The organism is Halobacteriovorax sp. DA5 (assembly GCF_002903145.1).
Classification (GTDB): domain Bacteria; phylum Bdellovibrionota; class Bacteriovoracia; order Bacteriovoracales; family Bacteriovoracaceae; genus Halobacteriovorax_A.
This window is the reverse complement of sequence record NZ_PPDJ01000001.1, coordinates 397,978-410,402: the sequence shown is the minus strand read 5'-3', so window position 1 is coordinate 410,402 and position 12,425 is coordinate 397,978. Positions and strand designations below refer to the sequence as shown.

The following is a 12,425-nucleotide window of genomic DNA, read 5'->3' as shown; positions in this document are numbered from 1 at the left end:
AAGACCTGCGTTAAGCAGGTCTATTTCTTATGTCACTAACATTTTTATTCATCAAGAAGCGAATAAAATATTTATAGAAGAATTTTTTTATTCCTTTAGGGTTTGTTCCATATTTTTGATAAAACTCATCTGGAGTTTCATATAATCCCAAATCTCTTACGATCCCTTCCTTTTGAATATAAGTTGAGTTTCCACCTTTCCAATCGACTTCAGGATTCTGTAAATCTTTACAAGCAACTCCGTAGCCACAAAACGAACGAACATCCTTTCCGGCCATCTTTTGAATAGCTGTCAGATAGTCTATATCGAGGATAAAACCTTCAAGATTATACCATTTTCCTTGATACTTAACTTCGACCCAACTATGAAGAATTTCACGAGGAGCGATTGCATAAAAAAATCCTGTAACTGCTCCGTATTGTAGTTTTTTGTCAATCGTAAAACCATGAAGCCTATTCTCAATCCCACAGGAAGTCAGTAAACTCATCAGTAGTGTTGCCTTGGTATTGCACTGGCCGTAGCCGTCACGTAATACTTGAGATGCTGTAATATCATCACTTGAGTTATAGCCAAAATTAATCTCATCTCTAACATAACGGTAGCAAGCTCCTATGATTTGAGATTCGTCTCGAGAAAGCTCTAGAATTTCATCTTTCAATTTGATTATATCGGGGTGATTAAGATCGAGTAACTTTGATTTCATATATTCTCCTTAAGAAGATAATACGAATCTTGGATATTTTATTCTTGTATAAACTGGCTATTTTTAAAAATTTCTTTTGGTGAAAGACCAAAACTTTGTTTAAAAAACTTTGAGAAATGTGCAGAATCACTAAAGCCAGCAGCGATGGCAACATCCGTAATATTTCGACCTTCTGCTTGGGCATCAACCGCCCTCTTAAGCTTTTGCCAAAGAATATACTTTCTAAATGTTACACCAACCTCTTCTTTAAATAGATGTAAAAGACGACTTTCCGAAAGTGCAAGCGAGTTTGCAAAATCCTTTAACTTTACTTCATCAAGGTTCTCATAATCTTTAATCATTTGAAATAACTTGATAATTCTCTCATCCAATTCTTTATTAGATATTAGGCCAAGTTGTTTAAGAAAGCTTTCAACACTCTTGCGATTGATCGTTTCAAGTTTTAGAACTCTAGTATCAATATGTTCAACATCAAGTTTGAAGCTGGCTTCTTCATCAATTAGAATCGTTAAATTGTGGCAACTCTCACTTAGGAATCTGTGCTTTATTAAAGAAGGCAGGTAAATAAATCTCTTTTCAAACACGCCTTCTTCCGTCTCATATTTTAAAGGACAAGAATCTAGGGAGAAAGACAACTGTTGAGCAATATGAGAATGAAACTCAACATTTAGTGATTCGGATTCAATTACAGTGAAATAGTCAAAGAGATAAATTTTTCGATTCATGGCCCTATTATAAGGGCCATTTGAATCAATTACTAGCTTGTTATGCTGCGATTTTTTCTAATTTCTCAACTGCTGTTTTAATTTGTTCACTCTTCTTAACTAGATCTTCAACTTCACGAGCTGAAGACTCCTGTGAACTCTTTAGCTGCCATTGCGACTCATTTAGAGTATTAATCGAAGTATTAACATCTGCGATACCATTTTCTTGTTCAGAAAGAGCACCTAGGATTTCATTACACATACTTGAGGACTCCATTGACTGACCAACCAACTCTTCAAGAGCATCACGACAATCGGCCATTAACTTTTGCCCTTCGAGCAAATCTTTCTCTGTTACTTGAACGAGATTTTCAACAGTCTTTGTCGTCATATCAGTTAACTCTTTCACTCGACGAGTTGATTCATCAATAATTGTAGCGATCTCAATTGCTGACTCTCCACTAACCTTAGCAAGTCCCCCAATTTCTTCTGCCACAACACTAAATCCCTTTCCGTGCTCTCCAGCTCTTGCAGCCTCGACCGAAGCATTGAAAGATAAAAGCTTTGTTTGAAAAACGATATCACTAATAACTTCAGTCTTTTCTTGAATATCATTGATTGTATTCGAGATATCATTTAACTGAACACTATTGTCTCTAATGACTTGAATTACCTCTTCGTTATCTTTTTTGATGATATCAAAAGACTGCACAAGTCTTAGAATTTTTTCTTTAGACTCATTTGAAATATTTGCTGTATGTTTAGCAAGACCACTTGATCGATCAGCATTGTCTCTTGTTGAATCAACCATAGACTTTATTTCAGTGATGGCCGCAGCAACATTATCCACAGAGTCAGTTTGCTTACTTGAAACATCAAGAATTTGTCTCGAACTAGAGTTAATATTATTAGCGATTCTCTCTAGCTCTACATATTCTTGTTTAAGGTTTCTAATGACTGACTTAATTGGAGCAATGAAATTTGCATACATTGAGTGCGCATTCCACAAAGAAAGGCCAAGAGCAATAGCAACACAAATCATAAGTCCAATTAGAGTGCTCTTTTTAGCTTCAAAAACTGCGACATTAACATCATCTAGATAGACACCTGTTCCAATTACCCAACCCCATGGTTCGAAATATTTGATATAAGATGTTTTTTCAATTACATCACCTTCTTTCTTTAGAGCACGATAATAAGTTAGTTGGCCTTCCCCTTTTTCAAGACCAATCTTTAAAAATTCCTTATAAAGAAATGTTCCCTTACCGTCTTGATACTTGGCCATATTATTTCCAACTTTATATGGGTCTGCACCATGAGCAACAACATTAAGATTCTTATCACTTACAAAGAAATAATTCTTTCCATCAAAACGTAGCGCCTGAAGAAGGTTTTTAGCATGAAGCTTTGCTTGTGCTTCTGTAATCTTCCCCTCTTGTGATTCATCATAAAGATACTTAACCATACTATATGCATTATGTATCGCAACTTTAACACTTTCATTCTTTCCAATGCGTGCTGTTGAGTTAATTGCCGGAAGTGTTACAGCAAATAATAGAACGACAAAAACTGCTGAAGACAAAACAGAATAAACTGACGCAGAAAAGAAGTACTTGATTCTCTCTCTTAGACTAACCATTAGATTTCCTCCTAAATACCTCTTACTCCTCGTCAGTTTACAAAACAAATTAATGAACCAAACTCAATTATTTTTATGATATTGGTCAGGATTTACTTTTAATATGAATGACAGTTTTCAAAGACGATCTGCTCTTCATCATAAAGTGATAACTCAACTCTTCTGCCCTCAATTACAACTCTTCCAATTTCTAACTCACCTTTATCTGTACTCGTATAAATGTGGGCTTCCTGTGAATTATAAAATTCGATCCTTCCCTTCGCTAATACTTGTGTACCGAAAGGAGGCCATCCACATCTTCCTCCTGAAGGCATGCCTAACTCTTTAGTGAAGCTAAACTGATTATTCTCGTAAAAAAAATTGAAAAAAGATGGCCAACATCCTACTGCCGCAGCAGAAGCACTCTTGCAAAATAGATTTTCTGGTGCCTCTTGGGCATTGGCCTTCATTCCAAATGTTGTCCCTATAGACATAAGAAGAGTTAGTTTTAACATCAATAATTTCAAATACATATATTCCTCCCTTTCTGATGAAGGCAATATACAAAAGTAATTTATTGAATAAAAGTGAATGTTATTATATCTTTGGTAACTCATGGATACCAATAAAATTAGACATTTCAAATCGCTTGTACAGACCAAAAATATGAGAGAAGCCGCGCAAATTCTTGGGATATCTCATGCAGGGCTTTCAAAATCAATCAAAAGCTTGGAGCAAGAGCTTGGTGTTGATCTCATTACAAAAGACGGGCGTGGTATAAAAATCACACAGGCGGGATTGCGAATTGCCCAAGAGATTGATCGACTATTACTAGAGGAAGAAAGGCTTTTACAACTGGCCAATCAAGAACAAATTAAAGTTGAAACAATTTGTCGGATTGGTACCTTTGAAGTTTTTTCTACTTACTTAGCACCAGATATCATGACTCAACTTGGTGACGATATACAAGTTGAAATTCGTGAGTTAACACCTGGAAAAATTGAAGAAGCTATTATCAATGGTAATGTTGATTACGGACTGACTTATATTCCTGTACCTCATCATCAACTTGATCATTTAAATATAGGACATGTTCAAATGGGACTATATGGCACATCAAAATTCAACAAACAATATATAAGTGATAAAGTTGATTTTGATCTTTTACCTTTTGTCGCTCCTCTTACTTCTGTAAACGACACTCCGACAAGGGCACAAGGACTTGATGGATGGCCAGATGGAAGAATCAAGCGATTTATCAAATACCGTGTTAGCTTACTAGAGACCGCCTTATCAATTTCACGCTCAAGCTTAGCTGTTGGTTATTTTCCGACTTTTCTAGTCGATCTACATAATAAGAATGTTAAAAGTGAATTTAAACTTCATGAAATAAAGATTTCTAAACTTGATTCAACTAAGCAACCAATATATCTTGTAAAAAGAAAAGAAGATCAGGAAAATAGAATTACAAAAGTACTTGGTAAAGTACTACGAAAACTTAAATAGAGTTACTTGAATCAAGAATGACAAGAGGGATAATGAAAAAATTAGTTTTCTTCGTACCAAAAGCAAATGCTGAAATGGTTAAGAATGCAGTATTTGATGCTGGCGCAGGGACAATTGGAAATTACGATCGCTGCTCTTTTGAGGTTGAAGGTATTGGACAATTTAGGCCAAATCAAAACGCCACCCCACATATAGGAAGAGGTGGAGAGCTAGAAAAAGTTGTAGAATTAAAAGTTGAAACAATTTGTCCTGATAATAAAGTAGATGAAGTAATCGCGGCATTAAGAGCGGCCCACCCATACGAAGAGCCAGCAATAGATCTCTACGACCTTATTAATTTTTAATAGATAAAATCGAGGAGTATCGATGAGCACATTAAGTGAAAAAAGCTGTATTCCATGTCAAGGCGGAGTTCCACCTCTTCCACTTGATGAAAAGCTACAACTAAAAGACCAGATTGATCCACGTTGGAGCTTTTCAAATGATAAGAAGCGCTTGTGTCTTGAACTAACATGTGAAAAGTTTGAGCAACCAATGGCCATTGCAAATGAAATAGCAAAGGTTGCGGATGAGCAGTGGCATCATCCTGATCTGTATATAAGTTTTGGAAAACTAAGAGTCGACTTATGGACACATAAGATAGATGATCTCGTGGAAAGTGACTTCATATTTGCGAGTAAAATCGATCAGATCCTAAAGTCACATAAGCTTTAAAATAATATTGTATACGAATGGTATAACTTCAATAGCAATAAGAACAATGATGACAATTTCCATCAAATGACTTTTATGGTTATTTACTTCTGCCATATACATTTGTGAAACATCAAGTAAGTTTTTTAGTTTTTGATCCACAAGAGATTGCCATTGTTCTACTTGTAAACGCTTCAAACAAATACGAAATAAGCGTGCATAGTAAATATCTCCAATAACCTTAACGGAATTCTCAATTCGATCGACAAGTTCACTTGTTTCAAAATATAACTGACTTGCATCCTTAGCTAAGACAGAAATTTTACTAAAGACAGAAGGATTTTTTTCCACGACTTGGCGATATAAACCTGAAAGCTTCTTATCAAGAAGATCATCAAAGTAGCGAAGTTCTAGGAGCTGTATATTTGCAAATTCAATAACATCACAAATATCATGTCCATCAACTTCAGAATAAACGAACGCATTATCCCAATCGATTGCCACTAGATCATCCGGTCCATACGATATCGTACAATCGATAACCGGAGCGAGCATGGCCGGACTAAGCTTTACGTTCTTTTCCATTGCTAATAACTGATAAACAAAAGAGTCTTCTAGCCAATAATCCTTATTATGATATTTTGGAGAAGTAACGAAAATACTATACTCTTCACTTTGTTCCCAAGTCTTAGGCTTAATAAGAGAATCCCCTAACGACTCCACAAAGAAGTTGATTCGTTCTCGACAGAAGTTCTCTACAGAGTCTCCCTGAGACCAATTCTCTACCCATTCAATAAGCTCCTTCTTCTCAACAAAGAAAGGACATTCGATATCAACAGAAAAAGAAAGCGCACCATAACTCCAAAGTTTAACGGTTACAGCAACTTTCATATTTTCGATTGAATGATCTCCTAAGAAAACCACCAAAGGAGGATCTTGAAATAGCATATTTTTAGAAGGTCTATTTAAGCTAAATTTTTTTAAGATAGTAAGGCTTTTGAGCTTTTCATAAGCTTTGTCTAATTTGACTTCGTGAGCGATATCAAAAATTCGATATACTTTTAGGACACCCATTTTCTTATTCATAAGTCACCAATACCTAATTTATGGAAATAGTGAAATAACACATTTCAACTGTCCACTTCCATATTTTGCCATTTTTTCAAACTCATCAATACCTACAGGGATGTTTATATTATCGACCTTATCTTGATTATCTTTCAAATCAGGATCATTAAAATAAATAAACTCGTCATCAATATTAGTTATGACAATCCAATGCGGAACTTTCGTCTCCGTCAATCGATAGGCACTAATTAAAACTAAGGCCAATCCTCCGCCTTCTATTATCTCACGGATTTTACTGATGCCATAATTTTTAAAGTGAGTTTTTACACCTACTTCCTTGAGTTTCTTTTCAAAATTACTTTGAACTAGCTCAATCACCTGTTTTTTCTTCTTATCTCGTACTGTGTCAGTAAAAAGAGATGACTTTCTGTTGATGTAAATTTCAGTTTTAAGGCCGCGATTCGCGGCTGCAAGAGCAATCCCATGAGGGCCACATCCACCATGGCCAGATGCCATATAAATGGTTGTGGCCTCACGCCATAGATCTAACTCTAACTCTTGATTAAGCTTAATTTTTGGACGTAAAAAGCGCAGTGCCATCATCAGTGCACTCGGGCCACAAGTGAAGTCTGTCGTTTGTTGATAATAAGGGATATTTCTCTTTGCCTTGAGCGGAGCTTTACGGATCCTCTTCTCATAGCAAAGAGCATCTTGATGATCCTCATAATAGTCATGTTTTATCTTAAATTCTTTATATCCTAACTTTTCATAAAGAGAAATGGCCCCCTTATTAGTGCGTTTAACCTCAAGGCGCAAATATGAACATGAGTGTTCCAAACCCACTTTCTCGGCCAATAACATAAGTTTTTTTGCCAGCCCCTGCCCTTGATGGCCTTTACTTATAGCAATTGAGTAAATACGTCCTAAAGAAGTCCCTCTGTGAAAAAGAACTAGGATATAGCCAGCAATTACCTTGTTAACAAGGATAACTTTTAAGGCCCCATGAGACTTGGTAATGGCGTATTTAAAATTCGTGGCGCTCAGGCGATCGCCATCAAATGACTCCTCTTCAATTGCAAGGAGTGCGTTCAGATCTTCTAAGGTTGCATCTCTAAAAATATGCATAAAAAACTCTCGCTTTTTTTTAATAATTTATATTATTCTTGTGTAAAAAAATATCTTTATTTTTATGTGGAGATAAAAAAAGATGGAAAAACTTGTTGTCATCGTTGACCGTCTAAAAGATTGGCAACCCTACTTCCCAACTGACCAGGTCATTACGGCCAAGGACTACTTATCAAAAGAAGAGTACCAACAACTTAAAAACTTAAGAGTTTTAAACCTTTGTAACTCTTCCAAGTACTTATCTCTTGGTTACTATACTTCCCTTATTGCCGAGGCACGAGGCCATAAGGTTATGCCAACGGTAAAGACTATTAATGATCTTTGTAAGAAGAAGCACTACACTTATGATCTCGACGAACTACAAAGTTTGGCACAAGAGGTGGCAACGAAGTATATCGACAATAAAGAGGAAGTTCGCTCAATTGCTTTTCGAGTCTTCTTTGGTGAAACCAAAGAGAAGCTCTTTAGGAATATTGGTAAGGTAATTTTTAATAACTACCCTGTCCCTATTTTTGAAGTACGCTTGGCCTTTAATAAGATTTGGAAGATTAACTCAATCGTACCTGTTCATATTTCTGATCTCAGTGAAACACAAGAGACATTCTTCGCTGACCATCTAGAGAAATTTAACAATCGTATTTGGCGTCTTCCAAATGCGAGGAAGCAATACAAATATGATTTAGCAATCCTAGTGGATGATAAAGAGAAGCTTCCTCCTAGTAACCCAGAAGCAATCAAGAAGTTCATCGAGATTGGTAATAAGAATGGACTCTATGTTGAAACAATTTCTAAGTACGACCTTGCACGAATCAACGAATTTGATGCTCTTTTTATTCGTACAACAACATCTCTAGTAAATCCTACCTATGCATTTGCAAAAACTGCTGTTGATGAAGGACTTATTGTCATTGATGATCCAAATGCTATTTTGAAGTGTACGAATAAGATCTATCTACACAACCTCTTTAAGAAGAATGGCATAAATACGATTAAGAGTGAAATTGTTAGTGACTACAACGAAGCAACACTTAACCTTCTTGTTGAAACGCTGAAGTTACCGATGGTTTTAAAGATTCCAGATGGAAGTTTTTCAATTGGTGTGACAAAAGTAGAAACTAGAGAGGAATTAAAAGAAGGCCTAAAAGACTTTCTACATAAGTCAGCTCTTATTTTAGTTCAAGAGTTCCTTTATACAGATTTTGACTGGCGAATTGGAGTGATTAACAAAAAGCCTTTCTATGCTTGTAAGTACTTTATGAGTAAGGAACATTGGCAGATCTATAATCACGCAAGTGGTGAAGAAGATAGCTCAGGAGATTCGCTGTGCTTAGCGATCGAGGATGTTCCACAATATGTAATCGATACTGCGACAAAGGCCTGTGCAAAAATTGGTGATGGACTCTTTGGTGTCGATATTAAAGATGACGGAAAGAAAGCTTATGTCGTTGAGGTCAACGATAATCCAAACCTCGATTTTGGAGTTGAAGACGAATTAATTGGCGACGAGCTTTATGAAATTGTTATCAAGCATTTCATCCATAAAATTGAAGAAACTAAGAATCTTCACTAGAATCATAAGTGTGGCCTAGCCACACTTTCTTTAAAGCTTCATAAAGCGCTTCATTAATATGCATTAACTTAGCATCTGAACTTTGTCCCAAGAGATATATTTGCTTAGCAAAGTCACCTATTACAGGTGCTTCGTTTGGGTCTAACTTCTTTACTTCCTCAGGATACGCTTCTTTTAAGCGCTTACATATACTCATTGTTTTGCCCCCGTTCTTGTCACGGTAAGCAGCAACACCAAATGAGCGACAGACTGCCGGCCTTGTTGAATAATTCATACAATAACCTTTAGTCCCATCTTCAGAGTTACGATGGTAGAAGACACAAGTTTTAGAAGGAGTCCCTTCAAGTTCTTCTAACAACTCTTCAACTCTCTCAATTCCCTCGTCATTAAGTAGACGGAATGCACTAGGTAACATTTCTGAAGTTGAAGCAGATATTTCCTGACTCAAGCAACATGCTCCACACCCACTAAGGCAAGGTAGTTCCTTGGTCAATTGATAGCTAGAGAAAGTCTTTGCAGACTCTTCAAAGATTGATTCGATATGCTTAGAGATCTCTTTATTTAAATTCACAAAACCTTCAACATGTAAAAACCGAAGGCCATTCTATTCATAAAAATTTAATTGGCAATAAAATTCGACATGCAAAATCGCCTCAATAAATTCAAGAGTTTAGCGTTTAGTAATTTATACAACACAACTACTCTAGATAAATTTTCTAGAGTATAAAGCATCCATGAAAATCATAATCACTACCCTATTTCTAAGTCTTACGACGTATGCAAAAGTTTTTAATGTTATGGCACCTCTACTTGTAGGTGATCCAAATAATTTAAACTCTGATTATTCCAAATATCAAATTGAAGACTTTAAAAGACAGTTACATGAAATAAAGGCCCTGGGGGCAACAGGTGTCAGTACAGATATTTGGTGGGGATTAGTTGAAAAAAATGATAACCAATTTGATTGGCAATACTATCAGCTCTTAAGTGATTTAATTATTCAAGCAGGTCTAAAGTGGGTTCCAATTCTTTCATTCCATCAATGTGGTGGTAATGTTGGAGATACATGTAACGTCCCTATTCCAAATTGGCTTTGGAAAAAATACGGACAAGATGCCATGTCAAAATCAGAGCAAGGTAATTACTCAAAAGAATTTCTATCTGTGTGGACAACTAAAAATGCCATCGGAGAATTTTACGATGTCATGCACTCGTTTAATTATCACTTTGGTCACAAGATGAATCAAATTTATGAAATTAATATTAGCCTTGGCCCTGCAGGAGAGCTTCGTTACCCTTCTTATAACTCCCACGATTATGGCACAGGATATCCGACAAGAGGAGCAATTCAAGCCTACTCAAATCCAGCAATTGAAAGCTTTCAAAATGCAATAAAAGAAAAATATAAGAGTGTTAATGCCTTAAATAATGCGTGGGGTTTTGGATTACAAAACTTCACACAAGTTTTCCCACCAAATCCGAATTTCTTTTTTTCAAATAACGAACAGTATACTCAATATGGGAAGGATTTTTATCAGTGGTATTCTAATAGCTTAAAACAGCATGGAAAGCGCATACTATCTGCGGCCATTGACGTCTTTAGAATGCACTCACATATTCAACTAGGTTTTAAAGTACCAGGAATCCACTGGCGTGTGGCACCTGGAGGGGATCGCTTAGCAGAGTTAAACGCAGGCTTAATCTCTACAGATAATGATATTTATAGCGATAATACAGGTCATGGCTATAACCGTATCATTGGTCTTGTTAACGAACTTAGGGCCGAGAAGAATTTTTACAATATCAACTTTCACTTCACTTGCTTGGAGATGGATAATTTTGATGGACCTACACATGCCCAAAGTTATGCTAAGGCCCTTGTGTTTTGGGTTGCTCAAGAAGCAAATCGACAAGGAGTAAGGATTCTCGGGGAGAATGCATTGGCAGGGACTTTATACTCGCAAAGAGCATGGGATAATATCGCCGATGCCCTTTACTTTGGAAATTATGATGGTGTTACATTTCTTAGAATGGGAACAATTTTAAGCAGTGGACTAGCAAGAGACAACTTCTATCGCCTTACTCATCCACACTAACTTTTTTAAGTAGAAAGTCTGCTCTATCGTCCAAGGCTTTGTAATTTTCGCTTGAAAGCTTCCCTCCAGAAAGAGAAAGCTTTCTTACACTATCTCCGATCACAAAGTCATGATAGTAATTATTTAAATAGATCACATTTGAGCTTACACCTAAAACCATTTGATCTCGCCTTGTAATACGCATAGACTGATCTATTGTTACCTCTTCTAAGTTAGAAAAGAATCTTAAGAAATAATAATTTCCAACAATCCTCCATTTTCCTTGAATAAATTCCGCCTTACTACTAGGCTTCTCCGAATATGAAATTGTTTTAGAGAACCAAGCATTCATCGAATCACATTTAAAATTACCGATAACTCGAGAGGCATACGTATAAAGTCCCTGCCAACGAGCAATGCTTAAAGAGCTTAAATTGTCACATTCTAATTCAGATGAGTTTTCTCTTTCATTTTGTGCAAACTCAAATGGATGATAATCAAAATCAGAAGGGTTATATTCTGTTTTATTAATGACACTTTCAATCCATGCCTTATAGTCTGGTAAGAATGTATACATCCCCTTTCCTGAAGAGCAATCGAGATCCTCAACACCATCAAAAGCTGCTTTAGCATACCCTTGAGTCGCCCCAACTAAGTAAGTTTTATCATCAATCATAACCGTGGCAGGACCACCAGAGTCACCACGACAAGCTCCGTTGTCGTCTTCATAAAGTAGAATTGAACGCTCTAAAAGATTGCGCCTTATATCCATTGCTCTTACTTCAACCTTCTTGGCCCTACCAACAACTCCATTAGCATCTTGACCAAAGCCAGTAAGCTTAATCTTTCTATTTAAAACCTTATCACTTTCCAAAGGATCAAGAATTTCTATAACTTCAGCACTCTGTGGAGCTTCTTCTTCCAATTCAAGAATAGCGATATCAAAGTTATGCCCAAAGTCTCCTCTTACTGATTCAAGGTTATGCATTCTTAGCAAAGTATCCTGTGCCAAGTGGACTTCTTTGATATTAATAAATTTAGTACTGTTAGAAACAAAGGCAACTTGCATATTCTTAAAAGAAGAGCCAATCAAACAATGGGCAGCAGTAATAATGTGATTCTTGGAAATGAGGCTTCCCGTACAAAATGACTTAGCCAGATCATTTTCTTTAGTTATAGCAACCGTATATTTGAGTTCCTCTGCTTGAATCGCTAGGGACTCTCCACCAATAATGGCATTCGCTTGTGTTTTAACTTCCATCGCTCTTTGGGAACAAGAAGTAAGTGAAATTAACAGGGCAATACATAAAGGAATATTTCTCATGTAAAGAATGTAGCAAAAGAGAGCACTCGTAAGTAAAAC

13 protein-coding genes are annotated in these 12,425 nt (G+C 36.4%); 5 read left to right on the top strand and 8 right to left on the bottom strand.

Annotation, left to right across the window (positions count from 1 at the left end; genetic code table 11):
- Positions 1-10 precede the first annotated feature (10 nt).
- The 4 genes from C0Z22_RS02050 to C0Z22_RS02035 form a co-directional block, all read right to left on the bottom strand.
- Positions 11-703 carry a transglutaminase family protein gene (locus C0Z22_RS02050; protein WP_103216668.1) on the bottom strand — a complete coding sequence of 231 codons (693 nt, stop codon included), beginning with the start codon at positions 701-703 and terminating at the stop codon, positions 11-13.
- A gap of 38 nt (positions 704-741) precedes the next feature.
- Positions 742-1,428: an AraC family transcriptional regulator gene (locus tag C0Z22_RS02045; RefSeq protein WP_103216667.1), complete on the bottom strand. Its 687-nt coding sequence runs from the start codon at positions 1,426-1,428 to the stop codon at positions 742-744.
- A gap of 40 nt (positions 1,429-1,468) precedes the next feature.
- Positions 1,469-3,046: a methyl-accepting chemotaxis protein gene (locus tag C0Z22_RS02040; RefSeq protein ID WP_103216666.1), complete on the bottom strand. Its 1,578-nt coding sequence runs from the start codon at positions 3,044-3,046 to the stop codon at positions 1,469-1,471.
- 98 nt (positions 3,047-3,144) lie between these two features.
- A complete protein-coding gene (locus C0Z22_RS02035) occupies positions 3,145-3,558 on the bottom strand; it encodes a hypothetical protein (protein WP_146037756.1) in 414 nt (137 codons plus the stop codon).
- 82 nt (positions 3,559-3,640) lie between these two features.
- Here C0Z22_RS02035 and C0Z22_RS02030 point away from each other — a divergent pair, with 82 nt between their 5' ends.
- Genes C0Z22_RS02030 through C0Z22_RS02020 form a run of 3 tightly spaced genes read left to right on the top strand, consistent with a single transcriptional unit; the run spans position 3,641 to position 5,245 of the window.
- Positions 3,641-4,531, top strand: coding sequence for a LysR family transcriptional regulator (locus tag C0Z22_RS02030; protein ID WP_103216664.1), 891 nt, complete (start codon positions 3,641-3,643; stop codon positions 4,529-4,531).
- 32 nt (positions 4,532-4,563) lie between these two features.
- The gene (locus tag C0Z22_RS02025; protein ID WP_103216663.1) at positions 4,564-4,875 is read left to right on the top strand and encodes an NGG1p interacting factor NIF3; all 312 of its coding nucleotides are present in this window, start codon (positions 4,564-4,566) and stop codon (positions 4,873-4,875) included.
- 22 nt (positions 4,876-4,897) lie between these two features.
- A complete protein-coding gene (locus C0Z22_RS02020; RefSeq protein ID WP_103216662.1) occupies positions 4,898-5,245 on the top strand; it encodes a 4a-hydroxytetrahydrobiopterin dehydratase in 348 nt (115 codons plus the stop codon).
- On the opposite strand, the gene C0Z22_RS02015 is transcribed toward C0Z22_RS02020, so the two are convergent.
- Together C0Z22_RS02015 and C0Z22_RS02010 are read right to left on the bottom strand one after the other, a co-directional pair.
- Positions 5,231-6,310 carry a hypothetical protein gene (locus tag C0Z22_RS02015; RefSeq protein WP_103216661.1) on the bottom strand — a complete coding sequence of 360 codons (1,080 nt, stop codon included), beginning with the start codon at positions 6,308-6,310 and terminating at the stop codon, positions 5,231-5,233. The genes C0Z22_RS02020 and C0Z22_RS02015 overlap by 15 nt on opposite strands.
- An 18-nt stretch (positions 6,311-6,328) precedes the next feature.
- Positions 6,329-7,417 (bottom strand): GNAT family N-acetyltransferase/peptidase C39 family protein, encoded by a 1,089-nt coding sequence (locus tag C0Z22_RS02010; protein WP_103216660.1) that lies wholly within the window; start codon positions 7,415-7,417, stop codon positions 6,329-6,331.
- An 82-nt stretch (positions 7,418-7,499) separates the two neighbouring features.
- Here C0Z22_RS02010 and C0Z22_RS02005 point away from each other — a divergent pair, with 82 nt between their 5' ends.
- Complete coding sequence (locus C0Z22_RS02005; protein ID WP_103216659.1) at positions 7,500-8,987, top strand: RimK family protein; 1,488 nt, start codon at positions 7,500-7,502, stop codon at positions 8,985-8,987.
- Here the strand turns inward: C0Z22_RS02005 and C0Z22_RS02000 are convergent.
- Positions 8,971-9,558: a YkgJ family cysteine cluster protein gene (locus C0Z22_RS02000; RefSeq protein ID WP_103216658.1), complete on the bottom strand. Its 588-nt coding sequence runs from the start codon at positions 9,556-9,558 to the stop codon at positions 8,971-8,973. The two genes, C0Z22_RS02005 and C0Z22_RS02000, sit on opposite strands and share 17 nt — an antisense overlap.
- A 163-nt stretch (positions 9,559-9,721) precedes the next feature.
- Here C0Z22_RS02000 and C0Z22_RS01995 point away from each other — a divergent pair, with 163 nt between their 5' ends.
- Entirely contained in the window at positions 9,722-11,083 is a 1,362-nt protein-coding gene (locus tag C0Z22_RS01995; RefSeq protein ID WP_103216657.1) for a family 14 glycosylhydrolase, read from the top strand.
- On the opposite strand, the gene C0Z22_RS01990 is transcribed toward C0Z22_RS01995, so the two are convergent.
- A complete protein-coding gene (locus C0Z22_RS01990) occupies positions 11,067-12,386 on the bottom strand; it encodes a trypsin-like serine protease (protein WP_103216656.1) in 1,320 nt (439 codons plus the stop codon). The two genes, C0Z22_RS01995 and C0Z22_RS01990, sit on opposite strands and share 17 nt — an antisense overlap.
- Positions 12,387-12,425: the final 39 nt, after the last annotated feature.